Annotated in this window: 14 protein-coding genes; 4 read left to right on the top strand and 10 right to left on the bottom strand. The window is 70.2% G+C overall.

Annotated elements, in window-relative coordinates; translation table 11 throughout:
* Positions 1-15: 15 nt before the first annotated feature.
* From OO68_RS27740 to arc, 3 genes are all read right to left on the bottom strand, one after another.
* Positions 16-234: a ubiquitin-like protein Pup gene (locus tag OO68_RS27740; RefSeq protein WP_011027899.1), complete on the bottom strand. Its 219-nt coding sequence runs from the start codon at positions 232-234 to the stop codon at positions 16-18.
* 178 nt (positions 235-412) lie between these two features.
* Positions 413-1,924 (bottom strand): depupylase/deamidase Dop, encoded by a 1,512-nt coding sequence (dop, locus tag OO68_RS27735; RefSeq protein WP_342449673.1) that lies wholly within the window; start codon positions 1,922-1,924, stop codon positions 413-415.
* A 234-nt stretch (positions 1,925-2,158) separates the two neighbouring features.
* Positions 2,159-3,925, bottom strand: coding sequence for a proteasome ATPase (gene arc / locus OO68_RS27730; protein WP_033311900.1), 1,767 nt, complete (start codon positions 3,923-3,925; stop codon positions 2,159-2,161).
* A 245-nt stretch (positions 3,926-4,170) separates the two neighbouring features.
* Here arc and OO68_RS27725 point away from each other — a divergent pair, with 245 nt between their 5' ends.
* The gene (locus tag OO68_RS27725; RefSeq protein WP_033311899.1) at positions 4,171-4,476 is read left to right on the top strand and encodes a ferredoxin; all 306 of its coding nucleotides are present in this window, start codon (positions 4,171-4,173) and stop codon (positions 4,474-4,476) included.
* A gap of 59 nt (positions 4,477-4,535) precedes the next feature.
* On the opposite strand, the gene OO68_RS27720 is transcribed toward OO68_RS27725, so the two are convergent.
* The 3 genes from OO68_RS27720 to OO68_RS43500 all read right to left on the bottom strand — a co-directional run bounded on the left by OO68_RS27720 (position 4,536) and on the right by OO68_RS43500 (position 8,691).
* Positions 4,536-5,114: a hypothetical protein gene (locus OO68_RS27720; RefSeq protein ID WP_033311898.1), complete on the bottom strand. Its 579-nt coding sequence runs from the start codon at positions 5,112-5,114 to the stop codon at positions 4,536-4,538.
* A gap of 317 nt (positions 5,115-5,431) precedes the next feature.
* Positions 5,432-6,334, bottom strand: coding sequence for a tRNA (adenine-N1)-methyltransferase (locus OO68_RS27715; protein ID WP_033311897.1), 903 nt, complete (start codon positions 6,332-6,334; stop codon positions 5,432-5,434).
* Positions 6,335-6,387: 53 nt separating this feature from the next.
* Positions 6,388-8,691: a site-2 protease family protein gene (locus tag OO68_RS43500; RefSeq protein ID WP_033311896.1), complete on the bottom strand. Its 2,304-nt coding sequence runs from the start codon at positions 8,689-8,691 to the stop codon at positions 6,388-6,390.
* Between the two features lie 187 nt (positions 8,692-8,878).
* On the opposite strand from OO68_RS43500, the gene OO68_RS27705 reads away from it, so the two are divergent.
* Both OO68_RS27705 and OO68_RS27700 read left to right on the top strand, forming a co-directional pair.
* The gene (locus tag OO68_RS27705; RefSeq protein WP_078625488.1) at positions 8,879-9,883 is read left to right on the top strand and encodes a RecB family exonuclease; all 1,005 of its coding nucleotides are present in this window, start codon (positions 8,879-8,881) and stop codon (positions 9,881-9,883) included.
* A 54-nt stretch (positions 9,884-9,937) separates the two neighbouring features.
* On the top strand, positions 9,938-10,609 hold the full coding sequence (locus tag OO68_RS27700) for a response regulator (RefSeq protein WP_033311894.1): 672 nt from the start codon (positions 9,938-9,940) through the stop codon (positions 10,607-10,609).
* A gap of 72 nt (positions 10,610-10,681) precedes the next feature.
* Here the strand turns inward: OO68_RS27700 and OO68_RS27695 are convergent, their stop codons facing one another.
* The 4 genes from OO68_RS27695 to metH form a co-directional block, all read right to left on the bottom strand.
* Positions 10,682-12,265: an ABC transporter substrate-binding protein gene (locus OO68_RS27695; protein WP_033311893.1), complete on the bottom strand. Its 1,584-nt coding sequence runs from the start codon at positions 12,263-12,265 to the stop codon at positions 10,682-10,684.
* A gap of 107 nt (positions 12,266-12,372) precedes the next feature.
* Positions 12,373-13,977, bottom strand: a complete 1,605-nt coding sequence (locus OO68_RS27690) for an ABC transporter substrate-binding protein (protein ID WP_033311892.1) — start codon at positions 13,975-13,977, stop codon at positions 12,373-12,375.
* A 409-nt stretch (positions 13,978-14,386) separates the two neighbouring features.
* Complete coding sequence (locus OO68_RS27685) at positions 14,387-15,088, bottom strand: HAD family hydrolase (RefSeq protein ID WP_033311891.1); 702 nt, start codon at positions 15,086-15,088, stop codon at positions 14,387-14,389.
* Between the two features lie 125 nt (positions 15,089-15,213).
* Positions 15,214-18,729, bottom strand: a complete 3,516-nt coding sequence (gene metH / locus OO68_RS27680; protein WP_033311890.1) for a methionine synthase — start codon at positions 18,727-18,729, stop codon at positions 15,214-15,216.
* A gap of 302 nt (positions 18,730-19,031) precedes the next feature.
* Here metH and OO68_RS27675 point away from each other — a divergent pair, with 302 nt between their 5' ends.
* Positions 19,032-19,805, top strand: a complete 774-nt coding sequence (locus tag OO68_RS27675; RefSeq protein WP_033311889.1) for an IclR family transcriptional regulator — start codon at positions 19,032-19,034, stop codon at positions 19,803-19,805.
* Positions 19,806-19,993: the final 188 nt, after the last annotated feature.

The raw sequence follows: 19,993 nt of genomic DNA, 5'->3' as shown, positions 1-19,993 counted from the left end.
GAATCGAAGGTGGAATCACTCTCCACCCTTCTGAACGAAGGAGCGCACGAAGTCCTCGGCATTTTCTTCGAGCACATCATCGATTTCGTCGAGGACCGAGTCCACGTCGTCGCTCAGCTTCTCCTGACGCTCCTTGAGGTCCTCCGAAGCCTGCGCGTCCTGCGCCTGCTCCTCGACCTCCTCGGTGGACCGGGTGGCCTTCTGCTGTCCGCCGCCGGTGTCCTTGGTCGCCATATCCCTCACCCCGCTCGGTTCGCCCGACACAGTTGCTCGGTCAAGATCAGACCCTACTCGCCGGGTCTGACAATGGCCCCGCAGTTGCTCCAACGTACGGGGGCCACCTCGATGATTCCCGGACCAGGGACTTTCCACCCTGTCCGGCTGGTTACGGACGAGTACCCGCTCATCGGGTTCACCCGCCCGACAGGACCCTGACCAGGTCTTCCGCGGTGCGGCAGCGGTCCAGGAGCTCCTTGACGTGATTACGCGTTCCGCGAAGCGGTTCCAGGGTTGGGACGCGCTGCAGCGAGTCCCGGCCCGGCAGATCGAAGATCACCGAGTCCCAGGAGGCCGCCGCGACGTCATCGGCGTACTGCTCCAGGCAGCGGCCGCGGAAGTACGCCCGGGTGTCCTCCGGCGGCACCGTACGGGCCCGCTCCACGTCCGCGTCGGTCAGCAGCCGCTTCATGCGCCCGCGGGCCACCAGACGGTTGTACAGGCCCTTCTCGGGCCGCACGTCGGCGTACTGGAGGTCGACCAGGTGCAGCCGCGCCGCGTCCCAGTCGAGGCTGTCCCGGCGCCGGTAGCCCTCCATGAGCTCCCGCTTGGCGACCCAGTCCAGCTCTCCGGCCAGGCTCATCGGGTCGTGCTCCAGACGGGTGAGGGTGTCCTCCCAGCGGGACAGGACGTCCTTGGTCTGGTCGTCGGCGTCGGCCCCGAACCGCTCCTCCACGTACTTGCGCGCCAGCTCGTAGTACTCCATCTGCAACTGGACCGCCGTGAGCGTGCGGCCGCTGCGGAGCGTGACCAGGCGCTTCAGGGAGGGGTCGTGCGAGACCTGGTGGAGGGTGCGGACGGGCTGGTCGACGGCCAGGTCGACGGCGATGAAACCGTCCTCGATCATCGACAGCACCAGCGAGGTCGTGCCCAGCTTGAGGTAGGTCGAGATCTCCGACAGGTTCGCGTCGCCGATGATCACGTGCAGGCGCCGGTACTTCTCGGCGTCCGCGTGCGGCTCGTCGCGGGTGTTGATGATCGGGCGCTTGAGCGTCGTCTCCAGGCCGACCTCGACCTCGAAGTAGTCGGCCCGCTGGCTGAGCTGGAAGCCGTGCTCGTGCCCGTCCTGGCCGATGCCGACGCGGCCCGCTCCGGCGAAGACCTGACGTGAGACGAAGAACGGAGTCAGGTGGCGCACGATGTCCGAGAAGGGGGTCTCCCGCTTCATCAGGTAGTTCTCGTGCGTGCCGTAGGACGCGCCCTTGTTGTCGGTGTTGTTCTTGTACAGGTGGATCGGCTGGGCACCGGGGAGCTGCGCGGCCCGCTCCGCCGCCTCGGCCATGATCCGCTCGCCGGCCTTGTCCCAGAGGACGGCGTCCCGGGGGTTGGTCACCTCGGGGGAGCTGTACTCGGGGTGTGCGTGGTCGACGTAGAGCCGTGCACCGTTGGTGAGGATCACGTTGGCCAGGCCGATGTCCTCGTCGGTGAGCTGGCTGGAGTCGGCGGCCTCGCGGGCGAGGTCGAAGCCTCGCGCGTCCCGCAGCGGGTTCTCCTCCTCGAAGTCCCATCGGGCCCGGCGGGCCCGGTGCATCGCCGCCGCGTAGGCGTTCACGATCTGGGACGAGGTGAGCATGGCATTGGCGTTGGGGTGGCCGGGGACGGAGATCCCGTACTCCGTCTCGATGCCCATTACTCGCCGTACGGTCATGCGGCCCTCCTTGCCCGGCGGCACCCTCGGTCGTGGGCGCCACTCAGATACCGCTGGCGCTCGGTTGCGTGTGCGGTGCCCGTCCCCGCACTGCGCGACTCGGCGGTACGCAAGAGCCTAGAACGCCTTTGCGCTGGTGGGGAGATCATTTGCGTCATTGCGTTGCTCCAGCCGTGGCCTGTAAAACAGTCGGCTGCGGGTACCCGCCGAGGGCACCCGCAGCCGCCCTGCCTTTTACAGGTACTGACCGGTGTTCGCCACCGTGTCGATGGAGCGTCCGGTGTCCGAGCCCTGCTTTCCGGTGATGAGGGTGCGGATGTACACGATCCGCTCGCCCTTCTTTCCGGAGATCCGGGCCCAGTCGTCCGGGTTGGTGGTGTTCGGCAGGTCCTCGTTCTCCTTGAACTCGTCCACGCAGGCCTGGAGGAGGTGGGAGACGCGGAGGCCCTTCTGGTTCTTCTCGAGGAAGTCCTTGATCGCCATCTTCTTGGCGCGGCCGACGATGTTCTCGATCATGGCGCCGGAGTTGAAGTCCTTGAAGTAGAGGACTTCCTTGTCACCGTTGGCGTAGGTGACCTCCAGGAAGCGGTTCTCCTCGGACTCGGTGTACATGTGTTCCACGGCCGTCTGGATCATGCTCTGGACGGTGGTGGCCTTGCTGCCGCCGTGCTCACCGAGGTCGTCGGAGTGCAGCGGGAGGCGCTCGGTGAGGTACTTGCCGAAGATGTCCTTCGCCGCCTCGGCGTCGGGACGCTCGATCTTGATCTTCACGTCCAGACGGCCGGGCCGCAGGATGGCGGGGTCGATCATGTCCTCACGGTTGGAGGCACCGATCACGACCACGTTCTGCAGGCCCTCCACACCGTCGATCTCGGCGAGCAGCTGCGGGACGATGGTGTTCTCCACGTCCGAGCTGACACCGGAGCCGCGGGTGCGGAAGAGGGACTCCATCTCGTCGAAGAAGACGATGACGGGGGTGCCCTCGCTGGCCTTCTCACGAGCACGCTGGAAGACCAGGCGGATCTGCCGCTCGGTCTCGCCGACGTACTTGTTCAGGAGCTCGGGGCCCTTGATGTTGAGGAAGAAGCTCTTGCCGGCGGCCTGGCCGGTGACCTCGGCGACCTTCTTGGCCAGCGAGTTGGCGACGGCCTTGGCGATGAGCGTCTTACCGCATCCGGGAGGCCCGTAGAGCAGGACACCCTTGGGCGGGCGCAGCTCGTGCTCCTTGAACAGGTCCGGGTAGAGGTACGGCAGCTCGACCGCGTCGCGGATGGCCTCGATCTGGCCTCCGAGACCGCCGATCTGCTCGTAGCCGATGTCGGGGACCTCTTCGAGGACGAGTTCCTCGACCTCGCTCTTGGGGACGACCTCGTAGACGTATCCGGAGCGGGGCTCCAGGAGCAGGGCGTCGCCGGGGCGGATGGTGACGTCCAGCAGCGGCTCGGCGAGCCGCACCACCCGCTCCTCGTCGGTGTGCCCGAGCACCAGGGCCCGCTCGCCGTCCTCGAGGATCTCCTTGAGGGTGACGATGTCGCCGACGCGCTCGAACTCCATGGCCTCGACCACGTTGAGCGCTTCGTTCAGCATCAGTTCCTGGCCGCGCCGGAGCTCGTCGAGCTCGACGCTGGGGCTGACGTTCACCCGGAGCTTGCGGCCGCCGGTGAAGATGTCGGCGGTGCCGTCCTCGTTGGCCGCGAGGAAGACACCGAAGCCGGCCGGCGGCTGGGCGAGCCGGTCGACTTCCTCCTTGAGGGCCACGATCTGGTCACGGGCCTCACGGAGCGTGTTGGCCAGTCGCTCGTTCTGCGCGGACACGCCGGCCAGATTGGTCTGCAGCTCGACGATCCGCTCTTCGAGAATCCTCGTGTGTCGCGGAGAGTCGGCGAGCTTGCGTCGCAGGACGGCGATCTCCTGCTCAAGGTAGGCAATCTGCCCGGCCGGGTCGTCGGACCCGCGTCCCGGGCGGATGCCGCGGTTCATGTCGTCGTCGTGGGCTGCCACGGTCCTCACCTCCTCCAAGGGGAGCTGGACGCTTCCAGACCCTACCTGGGCGGGTGTCGATTGAAACCCCTAGATCACAAAGACGGTCGGGGTGTGTCCGATCTTCACCCTTGCGCTCTCCCTCACGCCAGGGGAATACCCAGCGAACATGATTGGAACCCAGCCGGAGGTAGGGTCGAACTGTTCAACACCCGCCGGAGCTGGCCGGATTCCCGATGCGGCTCGGCGGAGAAACGGCAGGAGAGATGAGCGTGCAGCAGGTTGCCGGGGCCGACGGTGCGGAGCTGGAGGTCTGGATCGACCAGGACCTGTGTACCGGCGACGGCATCTGCGCCCAGTACGCGCCCGAGGTGTTCGAGCTGGACATCGACGGTCTGGCCTATGTGAAGAGCGCCGCGGACGAGTTGCTCCAGGACAAGGGCGCGACAACGCCCGTTCCGCTGCCGCTCCTCACGGACGTGATCGACTCCGCGAAGGAGTGTCCGGGGGAGTGCATTCACGTGCGTCGGGTTTCGGACAGGGCCGAGGTCTACGGGCCGGACGCGGAGTGACCACTTCTCTACGTTCCGTTACTACTGTCTGATATCTCACACGCGCCGTCGCAGATGCCTCACACGCTGCGGGCTCCGGCGGGGGCGGAACGGACGAACGAGCCGTTCTGCCAACGCCATTTCGCGTCGCTCTTCACGTCGGGGCAGCAACGCGGCACGTCGGCCGACGAGTAGCCGAGGAGCGTGGCCGTGACGGCGCCGTCGGATACGGCGAAGTCGGTGACGGTGGTGCCGTCCTCGGGGTCCAGCAGGGTCGCTACGACGCGCGGCTTGCCGCCGTCGGCGCCGCGCGTGAGGACGTACACGCCGTCGGGCGGGGTGCCCATCGGAGAGTCGCAGTGGACGACGGCCACCGTCTCGGGCCGGCCGTCGCCGTCGAGGTCTCCGGAAGCCCGCTTCTTCACGACGGCCTTCACCGGGCCGCACTCGATGGGGAACGTCACCGCGGCCGGGTCGGGCGGAGTCGTGTGCGCGGGAGCGCTCTTGGTCTGCGGGGCGGCCGGCTGGGCCGCCGTCGCCGCGCCGGGCTGCAGGACCGAGGAGAAGGCCACGACGCCCGCGACGGCGGTCGCGGTGGCGAGCCAGTGGATGGGGCGGGTGTGGGTGTGGGCGAGCTCCGGGACGGCGGAAGACTGCACTAGGAGGGTCTCCTGAGGCTGTGCCGGTGGGGTGGCCAGCATGGTGCCACACGTCACACCGCGAGGGAACGGCGGGGTGTGTACGTCGTCCGCCGGGGAAGTCACAAGGGTTACGGTTCCTGCCGCTGTGTCAGCGGGCCCGTGCGGCCACGGCCCCTGCTGCGGCGGGGCCCGGCCGCCGCGGGCTTCGTGGCAGGTCAACGGTGTTCCGGCGGGATTCACCCGAGGCGGCAACGCGGCGGCGCCGTGGCGGAGTTCGGTACGGGTCCGGGAACTCCGGCACGGCGCCGGTGCGTTGGATGCGGTGAGGGGCTGCCTCAGCGGCCGGAGCCGCCGTCGGCGTTGGGGCCAGCGTAGTCCTCGCCGTAGGCGCCCTTGGCGGGGCGGCGGCGGCGCATGGGCGGCTCGACGCCGTCGGCGAGGCGGCGGGCGGTGAGCAGGAAGCCGGTGTGGCCGATCATCCGGTGGTCCGGGCGGACGGCCAGGCCCTCGATGTGCCAGTTGCGGATCATCGACTCCCAGGCGCTCGGCTCGTTGAAGCAGCCGATCTCGCGGATGGACTCGACGGTCCGGGCGAGCTGGGTGGTGGTCGCCACGTAGCAGCACAGGATGCCGCCGGGGACGAGCGCCTTGGAGACGGCCTCCAGGCACTCCCAGGGGGCGAGCATGTCGAGGATGACGCGGTCGACGTCGGCGTCGGACAGGTTGTCCTGGAGGTCGCCGACGGTGAGCTGCCAGGCGGGGTGCGGGCCGCCGAAGTAGCGCTCCACGTTCGCCTGGGCGATTTCGGCGAAGTCCGCCCGGCGCTCGTAGCTGTGCAGCATGCCCTGGTCGCCGATCGCCCGCAGCAGGAAGCTGCTGAGCGAGCCGGAGCCGACGCCCGCTTCCACGACGCGCGCGCCGGGGAAGATGTCGGCGAAGGCGAGGATCTGCCCCGCATCCTTGGGGTAGACCACGGCGGCGCCGCGGGGCATGGACAGGACGTAGTCGGGGAGCAGGGGGCGCAGCGCGAGGTAGGCGACGTTTCCCGTGGTACGGACAACGCTGCCCTCGGGAGCGCCGATCAGTTCGTCGTGGGGGAAGGAACCCTTGTGGGTGTGGAAGTTCTTCCCGGCCTCGAGCGTGAACGTGTAGTGGCGGCCCTTGGGGTCGGTCAGCTGAACCTGGTCCCCGACCTTGAAGGGCCCGCGCCTGCGGGCGGCACCGGTCGGTTCGGACATGTGACCAGCCTACCGGCCCCGGAGAGGGCCACCGACCACTCGGGCGCCGGAGCCTAGGACGGCCTCGCCATCGCCTTCACGAAGGCGCGCTCCACGTCGGCCGCCGACAGGACACCGTAGATCTCGCCGGTCTCCTCCACCACCAGGTACTCGGTGGCCGGGGTGGCGCGCAGGGCGTCCAGGAGTTCCTCGCCGGACAGTTCCGCGGAGACGCGCATGCCGTCCGTGAGGTCCTGGGCGAGGCCGCTGACGGCGACCCAGGGGCGGCGGTGCTCGGGCACGCCCACGATGGCGGCCTCGCGGACGAGGGAGAGGGGCTGTCCGTCGGCGTCGACGACGACCAGGGCGCGGGCTCCTGCGGCGTTGGCGCGGCGCAGGGCCTCCGAGAGCGGAGTGTCGGATTCGACGGGGACCGCGCGGCGGGTGAGGGCCCGGGCGCGCAGCTCGGGGAGGTGCTCGCGCAGGCGCGCCATGCGCAGGCTGTTGCCCGCGCCGGTCCAGATGATCGCGGCGAGGATCGCGGCGAGCAGGGCGTCCAGGACGGTGTCCATGCCGACGTTGTCGGCGGCGTCGGTGCCGAGGGCGCCGGACTGGGTCAGCAGGGGTAGTCCGATGAGCACGGAGACGGCCAGGGCACGGCCGACCCAGGCGGCGGCGACGGTGCCCGTCATCGGCTTGCCGGTGATCTTCCAGACGACGGCGCGCAGCATGCGGCCGCCGTCGAGGGGCAGGCCGGGCAGGAGGTTGAACGCGGCCACGATGAGGTTGGAGATCATCAGGCCCGCGAGCAGGACGCCGGGGACGGTGCCGGGTTCCACGGTCTGCGCGGCGGCGTAGAAGGCGCCGGCGAGGACGAGGGAGAGCAGGGGCCCGACGAAGGCCAGGACGAACTCCCGGCCGGGGGTCTCGGCCTCCTTCTCGATCTCGGAGACACCGCCGAAGAACTGGAGCTGGATGCGGCGGACCGGGAGCTTGAAGCGGAGGGCGGCGACCGTGTGGGCCAGCTCGTGGACGAGTACGGAGGCGTAGAAGGCGACCGCGAAGAAGAGGGAGACCAGGTAGCGGGCGGCCCCGAGCTCGGGCAGTACGCGCTCCAGTTGGCCGCCGAACACCCAGGTGATCAGCGCGGCGACGAGGAACCAGCTCGGCGCGACGTACACGGGCACGCCGAAGGGCCGCCCCATGAGCAGTCCGCCCCGGGGCTCCGGACGCTGGGGGGCGGGGCCCTTGCCGTCGGCGGAGTGGGCCAGGGGCCGGTCGCCGTGGGCGTGGACGGGGGTGTCGGGCCGGTGGCTCGGGTGACCGGGAAGCGGGCCGGGGGCGGAGGGCTGCTCCCGGCGATGCGCGTCACCGGCGTCCGGCGCGTGGCCCGGGGCCGGGGCCTTGCGCAGCGGGTCCGCCGCGGGCCGACCGGCTGCCGGTGCGGCGTGTCGGTCCGCCTGGGGCCGACCGGCTGCCGGTGCGGCGTGTCGGTCCGCCTGGGGCCGACCGGCGGCGGGTGCCGCGTGCTGGTCGCCCGCGTAGGCGCGGTCCGGGTGCGCATCCGCCTCCGGCGAACCGCCACCTGCGCCCTGGGCGGGGGCCGACGACGGCGAAGCCACGCCGGCATCACCGGCCACCGCGCGCGGACCGTCGACGTGGGCGCGGTCCGGGTACGCACCCGCCTCCGGCGAACTGCCACCGTCGCCCTGGGCGGGGGCCGACGGTGCCGACGCCACGCCGGCATCACCGGCCACCGCGCGCGGACCGTCGGCATGGGTGCGGTCCGGGTGCGTGCCGGTTTGCGGCGAACCGTCACTTCTGCCCTCGGCGCGGGCGGGTGCCGTGTGCGGGCCGTCGCGGTGCGGGCGGGCTTCCGGTGCATCATCACCGGCGCCCTCGGCGCGGGCCGGTGCCGTGTATGGGCTGGCGGCGGGGGCTCGGTCGGGGCGCGGGCCGGTTTCCGGCGAACCGTCATCCTCGCCCCCGGCGGGGGCCGGTGTCGGTCGTGGTGTTTCGGCGGCGGCGCGGGCCGGTGCCGCGTCCGGGCCGGCCTCCGGTGCTTCGTCGCCGGCGCCCGCGGCGGGAGCCGGCGCGTCGGCGCCGGCGGGTGCGGGGTCCGCAGTCCGCGGGTCCGGCGCAGCGTCGGCGGCGGTGGGCCGGGGCGGGGCCGAGTCGTTCCCCGGGGTGGCGGCGGGCGCTGCCGGGACGGCCGGCTCTGGTCCCCGGGCGGGCCGCGCCGAAGCGGGACCGTGCTCGTCCGCGGGCTGTTCGTCGGCGGGGGCCGGGTCGGTGGCCCGGGGCGGAAGCCCCTCGTGGGGCTCGGCCGACTCGTCGTTGCCGGACCGCGGCTGCCCGCGCCCGCCGCTCTCGTCCACCGGTGTCCCCTCGTCGAAGCGTCTCCCGTGCCGTGCCGGACGGGAGGGTCTCGAGTCGATGGTATGCGGCCGTCGAGGTGCGTTCCGCCCCGGCACCCCTGTGTTTCCCGTACGTCGACCCCGCCTCCCGGCTTCCCTCACGAACGCGGCTGGGTCACTGTCAGTGGCGGGCCGTATGGTCTGGGGCATGGAGACGAGCAGCGAGGACGCGGCGGCGTCCGGGAGCAGGCTTGCCGCGGCGGCGGATCCGCCGCTCCCGGCGGGGCCCGCGGAGACGGCAGCGGACACGGCGGCAGAGGCGCGGACGGTGGCGGAGGCAGCGGCCGAGACCGCCGCCGTGAGCGACCTCGTGACCGGCTCCGCCGCCATACCGCCCGCCTCGCTGTCCCCCTCACGTGCCAGTGACTTCATGCAGTGCCCGCTGCTCTACCGCTTCCGGGTCATCGACCGGCTGCCGGAGAAGCCGAGCGAGGCGGCGACGAGGGGCACGCTGGTGCACGCGGTCCTGGAGCGGCTCTTCGACGCCCCGGCCGCCGAGCGCACGCCGCCCCGGGCGAAGTCGCTGATCCCGGGCCAGTGGGACCGGCTGCGCGAGAGCCGGCCGGAGGTCGTGGAGCTGTTCGCCGACGATCCGCAGGGCGAGCGGATGGCGCGCTGGCTGGGCGAGGCGGAGCAGCTCGTCGAGCGCTGGTTCACCCTGGAGGACCCCAGTCGTCTGGAGCCGGCCGAGCGGGAGCTGTTCGTCGAGGCGGAGCTGGAGTCCGGGCTGCGGCTGCGCGGCATCATCGACCGGGTCGACGTGGCCCCCACGGGCGAGGTCCGGATCGTCGACTACAAAACGGGGAAGGCACCCAGGCCGGAGTACTCCGAGGGCGCCCTGTTCCAGATGAAGTTCTACGCCCTGGTGGTGTGGCGGCTGAAGAACGTGGTCCCCCGGCGGCTCCAGCTGGTCTATCTCGGCAGTGGTCAGGTGCTGACCTACGACCCGGTCCTCGCCGATCTGGAGCGGGTCGAGCGCAAGCTGCTGGCGCTGTGGGAGGCGATCCGGCTGGCGACCGAGACGGGCGACTGGCGGCCGCGCCCCACGAAGCTGTGCGGCTGGTGCGACCACCAGGCCCACTGCCCGGAGTTCGGCGGCACTCCCCCGCCGTATCCCCTGCCGGTGCAGGCGGCGCCGGGTGAGGGCGGCTGAGTCCGGCGGGCCCGTGCAGGGCAGAATGGGGCCGGACTAGCGAAGGAGACTCACGTGGCCATCCGCGTCCTACTGGTCGACGACCAGCCGCTGCTGCGCACCGGCTTCCGGATGATTCTGGAAGCGGAGCAGGACATCGCGGTCGTCGGGGAGGCCGGTGACGGACTGCAGGCACTCGACCAGGTGCGTGCGCTACAGCCCGATGTGGTTCTGATGGACATCCGCATGCCGCGGATGGACGGTGTGGAGGCGACCCGGCAGATCACCGGGCCCGGGCGGGACGGCCCGGCGAAGGTCCTGGTGCTGACCACCTTCGACCTCGACGAGTACGTGGTGGAGGCGCTGCGCGCCGGCGCCAGCGGGTTCCTGCTCAAGGACGCGCCGGCCAACGAGCTGGTGCAGGCCATCCGGGTCGTCGCCGGGGGCGAGGCCATGCTCGCGCCGAGCATCACCCGACGGCTGCTCGACAAGTACGCCACGCATCTGCCGTCGGGGGACGAGCCGGTGCCGGACACGCTGCACACGCTCACCGACCGCGAGGTGGAGGTGCTGAAGCTGGTGGCGCGCGGGCTGTCCAACGCGGAGATCGCCGCCGATCTCTTCGTCAGTGAGACCACGGTCAAGACGCACGTCGGGCATGTGCTGACGAAGCTGGGTCTGCGTGACCGGGTGCAGGCCGCGGTGTACGCGTACGAGAGCGGGCTGGTGCGTCCCGGCGGGCAGTAGCGACACGGAGCACGTACGCGAGAAGGGCGCCCCCCGCCGAAACGGGGGGCGCCCTTCTCGTGTACCTGAGCGTCAGGCGTCCTTGCTGAGCTCCCAGAAGCGGAAGACCGTCGACGCGTCGAGGCAGTACTCCAGGCCGTAGACGCCGTCGCGGACGACCGCGTACTGCTTGGCCTGCCAGACCGGCAGGACGGGGAGTTCGTCGGCGACGATGTCCTGCAGCTCGCCGAACTCCTTGTCGGTGGAGGCCCGGTTGGTCAGGGCGGCGGTGCGCGGGATGAGCGAGCCGGTGATCGTGCCGTTGTCGTAGTTGTTGTTCAGCACGTTGCCCTTGCCGAAGAAGGGGGCCGTGAAGTTGTCGGCGTCCGGGTAGTCCGGCACCCAGCCCTTCACGTACACGCCGTACTTGCCGGCGGCGATGTCCTTCTCGTACTGGCCGAACGGGACGCTCTTGACGCTCGCGTCGAACAGGCCGCTGGCGTTGAGCTGGCCGGCGATGGCGTTCAGTTCCTGGTCGGTGGCGGGACCGTACCGGGAGGGGGTCGACCAGAGGGTCAGCTTCACCTTGCCGGTGATGCCGTCCTCGCGCAGCGCGGCCTGGGCCTTGGAGCGGGAGGGGCGGGCGCCGTAGGTGTCGAAGAAGGCCGTGTTGTGGCCCGCGATGCCGGCCGGGATGATCGAGTACAGCGGGGTCGCGGTGCCCTGGTAGACGTTCTTGATGAGGGCTTCGCGGTCGAGCAGGTGGGCGATGGCCTTGCGGACGCCGAGCTTTCCGGCGACCGGGTCGTCCATGTTGAACACCAGGTGCTGGACCTCGGCGCTGCTGCCCTCGACGACCTCGACGCCGGTGCCGTCGTCCGCCTTCTCGGTGTCGGCGATGTCGCCTGCGGTGAGACCGCGGTAGGCGATGTCGACGTCCCCGTTCTGGATGGCCTGCTTCAGGGCGGTCTGGTCGCCGTCGAAGAACTTGAGCGTCACGCCGGTGTTGTTCACCTTGGCGGTGCCCTTGTAGTTCTCGTTGACGGAGAAGACCGCCTGCCCGTCGTCGAACGAGTCGAGCTGGTAGGGGCCGGACCCGACCGCCTCGCCGTCCTTGCGGAGGCCGTCGGCGTCGTACTGGGTGTGGTCGACGATGGAGCCGGCGCCGGAGGCGATCTTGCTCGGGAAGGTGGCGTCGGCCGTGTTGAGGCGGAAGACGACCGTCTTCGCGTCCGGGGTCTCGACCTTGTCGAGCATGGGGAACATGATCGCGGGCCCGTCGGGGTCGTTGATCTTCAGCATGCGGTCGAAGGAGAACTTGACGTCCTCGGAGGTGAGCTCGTCACCGTTGCTGAACTTGAGCCCGTCCTTCAGCGTGCACTTGTAGACCGTGGTCTGCGTGTCGGTGAACGCGCAGCTCTCGGCGGCCTCGGGCTGCGGTTCCGTCGCGCCCTTGGGGAAGCTGAGCAGGGACTGGAAGACGTTGTTGAACAACAGCCAGGAGCCGGGGTCGTAGCCGGAGGCCGGGTCGGTGGCCAGGACGTCGTCGGACATCCCCACCACCACGTTGGAGCCGTCCCCCGCGGAGTCTCCGCTCTCCGTTCCACAGCCGGTCAGCAGTCCGGAGGCGAGGCCCGCCACGATGGGCAGGACCGGCCACTGGTTGCGTATGTTCACGTGTGTGCCTTGTCGTCGGTTCTCGAGAACTCCCGGAGCGTCTCCCTGGCTCCGGGGCACGGCTCCCCGGGGCCGCGGTCAGGGGCCCCGGGGATCCAGCGGGTCCGTCAGCCGCTCACGCCCCGCCCGAGCTCCCAGAGCTGGAGCGTCGAGGCGGAGTTGAGCGCGTAGGCGGTACCCGTGATGTCGTCGCGCGCGGCGACGTACTGCTTGCCCTGCCACAGCGGCAGCACCGGCACGTCACCGGCGACGATGTCCTGAATGTCCGTCAGGCTGGAGGCGGCGGACAGCCGGTCCGCCTCGCGGCGGGACTCCGGGATCAGGGTGTTGCGGATCCGGCTGTTGTCGTACGGCGAGCCGAGCGTGTTGTCGGCGTCGAGGAACGGCGCGAGGAAGTTGTCGGCGTCCGGGAAGTCCGGGAACCAGCCCATGCCGTACACGTCGTACTCGCCCTTCTTCTCGGCCGGGCGGAACGTGTCCCACGGGGTGCCCTTGATGCCGACGTCGAACAGGCCGCTGGAGTTCAGCTGGTCGCGCAGGACCTCGAACTCCTTCTTGGTGGCCGGGCCGTAGTGGTCGGTCGTGTAGTGCAGCGTGAGCTTCACCGGGGTGCTGATGTTGGCCTGGTTGAGCAGGGAGCGGGCCTTGGTGACGTTCGGCTCCCCGTACTTGTTGAAGAACGAGTTGGAGTGGCCGGTGACGCTGGCCGGGACCAGCGAGTACAGCGGCTCGGCCTGGGAGCCGTAGACCTTGGAGACCAGCGCGCTGCGGTTGACGACCTGGGCCATCGCCTGGCGTACGGCCTTGGACTTCACCGTCGGGGCGTCGGTGTTGAAGCCCAGGTAGCGGATTTCCAGGCCGGGCATCTCGACGAGGTCGACGTCGGTGTCCGCGTCGCCCGAGAGCTCGCGGATCTGGTCGGGCGACATGGTGCGGGTCATCAGGTCGATGTCGCCCTCGTCCAGGGCCTTGCCCATGGCGTCGGCGTCCTTGTACGAGACCATGTCGACCTTGTCGTTGTTCACCTCGAGGGCCCCCTTGTAGTCGGGGTTCTTGGTGAACTCGGCCTTGACCAGCTCGCCGTCCTCGACGTCGGCCTTGAGGGTGTACGGGCCGGAGCCCTCCAGGTCGAAGCCGTCGCGCAGCTTGTTCTTCGGGTAGTCGTCGGGGTCGACGATGCCGGCGACGGGGGTCGACAGCTTGTACGGGAAGGTCGCGTCGGCGGTCTTGAGGTGGAAGATGACCTCGCGGTCGCCCTGCGTCTCGACAGTGTCGATGGTGGACAGCAGCGCGAACACCCCGCTGTCGGCCTTGAGCGAGCGGGCGCGGTCGATGGAGTACTTCACGTCGGCCGCGGTGACAGCGTTGCCGTCGGCGAACTTCAGGCCGTCGCGCAGGGTGCAGGCATAACGCTCGTTGCCGGTGTCGGTGAAGCCGCAGCGCTCGGCGGCCTCCGGTACCGGCTCGCCCTCGCCGCGCGGCTGGATCATCAGGGTCTGCACGGTCTGGCGCAGGATGTTCCAGGTGCCGACGTCGTAGGCGTACGCCGGGTCGAGGGGCGCGGGAGCGTCCTTCGAGGCGGTGAACCGGTCCGTGGTGCCGACGACGATCGCGCCGCTGTCGCCGCTCCCGCTGTCGGACCCGCCGCAGGCGGCGAGCACCGGCGCGAGCAGGCCGATCACGGCCGGCAGCACCAAAGTCTTGCGGTTCATGCTCGAGTTTCTCCAGAGCTGTCGACTCCGTGTACCCGGCATGCAGGGGTGGCGCAGCGGATCACGGAGGTGGGGCGATGTTCTCGCATCGAGATTAGTCCGGACCGGCAGGAGGGTTCGCAGCCACCGGAGTTGAGCACCCATCACGCTACGGAACCGGGCGTGGACACACCGAAAACCCGACAGCGGAAGCTTTGGTGCAGCGTTCCACCAATCGGGACACAAGGGCACGTCAGCGGCCCCCCGGAGGGGGTGCGCAGCACATGCCGGATCGGCTGTCGACCCCGGTTCGCGTGGGGAACGTCACACGCGTAAACGGGTTCGGTGGCACGGGAATTCGATCACAGGGAGGGGTTCGAATTCGCCTTCGGAATTCCCGCCCTAACGCCGCTGCACGCTGGGTGAACGCCTAGCGCATTTCCGTCATCAGCCCGTGCAGAAATGTCAGGTCGACCTCTTCGAGGGAGGTGACGACCGTGCGGCGCAGGGCCGGGGCGATGGGGGCCACGGACGGCACGGCCACGACCTGGCAGCCGGCGGCCTCGGCGGCGGCGACGCCGGTGGCGGTGTCCTCGATGACGGCGCAGCGGGACGGGTCCGCGCCGAGTCCCGCGGCGGCGGCGAGGTACGGGTCGGGGTGGGGCTTGGTGCGCGGCACCTCGTCACCGGCCACCGTCAGGCTGAAGTGGTGGGCGCCCAGTGACGCCAGCACCCGGTCGATGATGCGCCGGTGGGAGGCGGAGACCAGGGCGGTGGGGATCTCGTACTCGTAGAGCTCGGCGAGCAGCCGGCCTGCGCCCGGCATCAGCGGCAGGGCGCGGTCGATGCGGGCCTCGAAGCCGTCGTTCAGGAGCACGGTGAGTTCGTCGAGGGGGATGTCGGCGCCGGTGGCCTCGATGAGGAACCCCGCGCTGCGGGTCATGGGGCCGCCGACCACGACATGCCGCCAGGACTCGTCGAGGGTGTGGCCGAGGGAGGCGAAGACCTCGACCTCGACGTCCCACCAGAAGCCCTCGGTGTCCACCAGAGTGCCGTCCATGTCGAGCAGCACTGCTTGCAGAGCTGAGCCTTCGGCCGTAAGGGTGCCGAGCGCGGGGACCGTACTGGTCATCCACGTACCTCCTTGAGGGACGTTCAGGCCGGTTCCCACAAGGGGAACCGGCCTGCGGTGGACCGACCAGTCTACGTCGTGCGCGGACGAAACGCTTCTTTTGGCCCCTGTGCCCGGTGGGAGGCTCAGCGGGCGTTGAAGTACTTGGCCTCCGGGTGGTGGATCACGATGGCGTCCGTGGACTGCTCGGGGTGCAGCTGGAACTCCTCGGACAGTTCGACGCCGATGCGCTCCGGTTCGAGCAGGGCGGCGATCTTGGCCCGGTCCTCCAGATCGGGACAGGCACCGTAGCCGAGGGAGAAGCGGGCGCCCCGGTACTTCAGCTCGAACATGCCCTGCATCTCGTCGGGGTCCTCGCCGGCGAAGCCGAGTTCGGAGCGCACGCGCGCGTGCCAGTACTCGGCGAGCGCCTCGGCCAGCTGCACGGACAGCCCGTGCAGTTCGAGGTAGTCCCGGTAGGCGTTGGCCTCGAAGAGCCGCGCGGTCTCCTCGCCGATGCGCGAGCCGACGGTGACGACCTGGAGGCCGACGACGTCGGTCTCGCCGGACTCCTCCGGGCGGAAGAAGTCGGCCAGGCACAGGCGCCGGCCCCGGCGCTGGCGCGGGAAGGTGAAGCGGGTGCGCTCGTTGCCCTGCTCGTCGAGGATGATCAGGTCGTCGTCCTTGGAGACGCACGGGAAGTAGCCGTAGACCACGGCCGCCTCCAGCATGTTCTCCGTCTGGAGCCGGTCCAGCAGGCCGCGCAGCCGGGGCCTGCCCTCGCTTTCGACGAGCTCCTCGTAGGACGGGCCCTCGCCGGTGCGGGCCTGCTTCAGGCCCCACTGGCCCTTGAACAGGGCGCCTTCGTCGAGCCAGCTCGCGTACTCCTTGAGCTGGATGCCCTTGATCACGCGGGTGCCGCGGAAGGGCGGGGTGGGCACGGGGTTGTCGGTGGCGACGTCGGAGCGGACGTGCCCCTCCTCGGGGCGCTCCTCCGTCGCGGCCGGGGCCGTCGCCCTGACCCGGCGCTGCTTGAGCTCGGGCAGCTTCGCGCCGGGCACGCCCCGCTTGACGCCGATGAGGGCGTCCATCAGGCGCAGGCCCTCGAAGGCGTCGCGGGCGTAGCGGACCTCTCCCTGGTAGATCTCGTGCAGGTCCTGCTCGACGTAGGCGCGGGTGAGGGCGGCGCCGCCGAGGATGACCGGGTAGCCGGAGGCCAGGCCGCGCTGGTTCAGCTCCTCCAGGTTCTCCTTCATGATCACGGTGGACTTCACCAGGAGACCGGACATGCCGATGACGTCGGCCTTGTGCTCCTCGGCGGCTTCCAGGATCGCGGAGACCGGCTGCTTGATGCCGAGGTTGACGACGTTGTAGCCGTTGTTGGACAGGATGATGTCGACGAGGTTCTTGCCGATGTCGTGCACGTCGCCGCGCACGGTGGCCAGGACGATGGTGCCCTTGCCTGCCTCGTCGGTCTTCTCCATGTGCGGTTCGAGGTGGGCGACGGCCGTCTTCATGACCTCGGCGGACTGCAGGACGAACGGCAGCTGCATCTGGCCGGAGCCGAAGAGCTCGCCGACGACCTTCATGCCGTCCAGCAGGGTCTCGTTGACGATGTCGAGCGCGGGCCGCTCCTGGAGGGCCTCGTCGAGGTCCGCTTCGAGGCCGTTGCGCTCGCCGTCGATGATGCGGCGCTTGAGGCGCTCGTCCAGCGGCAGGGCGGCCAGTTCCTCGGCCTTGCCGGCCTTGAGGGACTTGGCGGTGGCGCCCTCGAAGAGCTGCATGAGCTTCTGCAGCGGGTCGTAGCCCTCGGCGCGGCGGTCGTGGATGAGGTCCAGGGCCGTCTGGACCTCCTCCTCGCTGAAGCGGGCGATCGGCAGGATCTTGCTGGCGTGCACGATCGCCGAGTCCAGGCCCGCCTTGACGCACTCGTCGAGGAAGACGGAGTTGAGCAGGATGCGGGCGGCCGGGTTGAGGCCGAAGGAGATGTTGGACAGGCCGAGCGTGGTCTGCACCTTCGGGTGGCGCCGCTTGAGCTCGCGGATGCCCTCGATGGTGGCGATGCCGTCCTTGCGGGACTCCTCCTGGCCGGTGCAGATGGTGAAGGTCAGGCAGTCGACGAGGATGTCCTCCTCGTGGATGCCCCAGTTGCCGGTCAGGTCGTCGATGAGCCGTTCGGCGATCTCGACCTTCTTCTCGGCGGTGCGGGCCTGGCCCTCCTCGTCGATGGTGAGCGCGATGAGGGCGGCGCCGTGCTCCTGGGCGAGGGCCGTGACCTTGGCGAAGCGGGACTCGGGGCCGTCGCCGTCCTCGTAGTTCACCGAGTTGATCACCGCGCGGCCGCCGAGCTTCTCCAGGCCGGCCCGGATGACGTCGACCTCGGTGGAGTCCAGCACGATGGGCAGGGTGGAGGCGGTGGCGAAGCGGCCGGCCAGTTCCTCCATGTCGGCGACGCCGTCGCGGCCGACGTAGTCCACGCACAGGTCGAGCATGTGCGCGCCCTCGCGGATCTGGTCGCGGGCCATCTCCACGCAGTCGTCCCAGCGGCCCTCCAGCATGGCCTCGCGGAACTTCTTCGAGCCGTTGGCGTTGGTGCGCTCGCCGATGGCCAGGTAGGAGGTGTCCTGCCGGAACGGCACCGACTGGTACAGGGAGGCCGCGCCCGGCTCGGGCTGCGGGGTGCGCTCGGTGGGGGCGGTGTCCCGGACGCGCTCGACCAGCTGCCGCAGGTGCTCGGGGGTGGTGCCGCAGCAGCCGCCGACGAGGGAGAGGCCGTAGTCCCGGACGAACGTGCCCTGCGCCTCGGCCAGCTCGGGCGCGGTCAGCGGGTAGTGCGCGCCGTCCTTGGTCAGCACGGGCAGGCCCGCGTTGGGCATGCAGGACAGCGGGATGCGCGAATGCCGGGACAGGAAGCGCAGGTGCTCGCTCATCTCGGCCGGGCCCGTGGCGCAGTTCAGGCCGATCATGTCGATACCGAGAGGCTCCAGCGCGGTCAGGGCCGCGCCGATCTCGGAGCCGAGCAGCATGGTGCCGGTCGTCTCGACGGTCACCGAGACGATCAGCGGCACGGAGTGGCCGGTGGCCTCCATGGCCCGGCGGGCGGCGATGACGGAGGCCTTGGTCTGGAGCAGGTCCTGCGTGGTCTCCACGAGCAGCGCGTCGGCGCCGCCGGCGAGCAGGCCCTCGGCGTTCTGCTGGTAGGCGTCCCGGATGGCGCCGAAGGTGGTGTGGCCGAGGGTGGGCAGCTTGGTGCCGGGTCCCATCGAGCCGAGCACCCAGCGCTGCTGCCCGGTGCTGCGGGTGAACTCGTCGGCCACCTCGCGGGCGATCCGGGCACCGGCCTCGGACAGTTCGGTGACACGCTCGGGGATGTCGTACTCGCCGAGGGCGGTGAGGTTGGCACCGAAGGTGTTGGTCTCCACGCAGTCGACACCGACGTCGAAGTAGGCGGCGTGGACCGAACGGACGATGTCCGGGCGTGTCAGGTTGAGGATCTCGTTGCAGCCCTCGAGATTCTCGAAGTCCTCAAGGGTGGGGTCCTGTGCCTGGAGCATGGTGCCCATGGCTCCGTCGGCCACGACCACGCGGGTGGCCAGGGCTTCTCGGAGCGCGGACGCACGGGTCCGGCTGTCTGCGGAAGGGGTCGGCGGCAACGAGGCCATGAAAAGGGCTCCCTCGGATGCGACGGCTGTCGGCTTTGCGGCTTCCCGGACAGCCGGAGGGCATCCGGGATGGGCGCACCGCGCCAGCGTAACCGGGAGTGGGCTTGGATGGGCAGCGCGTCCACGGGCCGGACGCCGGTGGTGCAGGATCGGCCGATGGGTGACGGATCGGCCGCCGGTGGCTGAAAAATGGCGGCCTGCCATTAGCGAGAGGTCGACATCGACCGGTAGTGTTCGACATTGCCGAACGAGGGCTGTGGTGCCGCTTGTCGGCGGTCGAAGGGGACGGAGGCAGTACGGCGATGGCACGGAACATCCAGTCGCTCGAACGGGCGGCCGCGATGCTGCGGCTGCTCGCGGGCGGCGAGCGGCGGCTCGGCCTGTCGGACATCGCCTCGTCGCTGGGCCTGGCCAAGGGCACCGCCCACGGCATCCTGCGCACCCTCCAGCAGGAGGGCTTCGTGGAGCAGGACGACGCCTCCGGGCGCTACCAGCTGGGCGCCGAACTGCTGCGTCTGGGCACCACCTACCTGGACGTGCACGAACTGCGGGCGCGCGCCCTCGTCTGGGCCGACGACCTGGCCCGCTCCAGCGGCGAGAGCGTCTATCTCGGCGTCCTGCACCAGCAGGGCGTACTGATCGTGCACCACGTCTTCCGGCCCGACGACAGCCGGCAGGTCCTGGAGATCGGGGCCATGCAGCCGCTGCACTCCACGGCCCTGGGCAAGGTGCTGTCCGCCTACGACCCGGTGGCGCACAGCGAGGCCCTGGAGGCCGACCGCAAGGCGTTCACCGACCGGACAGTGTGCGAGCCGGAGGGCTTCGAGCACCTCCTCGACGTGACCCGCGCGCGCGGGTACGCGGCCGATGTGGAGGAGACGTGGGAGGGCGTCGCCTCCCTGGCCGCGCCCATCCACGACCGGCGGCGCATGCCGGTCGGGGCGGTCGGCATCACCGGCGCCGTGGAGCGGCTGTGCCGGTCCGACGACGAGCGGGCGCTGCGTCCCGAGCTCATCGCGGCCGTACGGGACTGTGCCCGCGCGGTCTCGCGGGACCTGGGCGCCGGGCGGTTCTGAGGGCACACGAGCGGACCGGGTCGCCGTACGGCGTCCCGGTCCTCGGCATGTCCGCGCTCACCTGCGGAGAAGATCACCGGGACCGCGGCGATCAGTAACGATCAGATTTTCGAGTTCACAGCCCTTGACGTGCTCGTAACGCCGAAGCAAGACTCCCGTCCATCGGTCGACATTGCCGAACAGCTACC

The organism is Streptomyces iakyrus (assembly GCF_000717055.1).
GTDB classification, from domain to species: domain Bacteria; phylum Actinomycetota; class Actinomycetes; order Streptomycetales; family Streptomycetaceae; genus Streptomyces; species Streptomyces iakyrus.
Note: the sequence above shows the minus strand (reverse complement) of the source record. Positions and strands in the feature narration are given on the sequence as shown.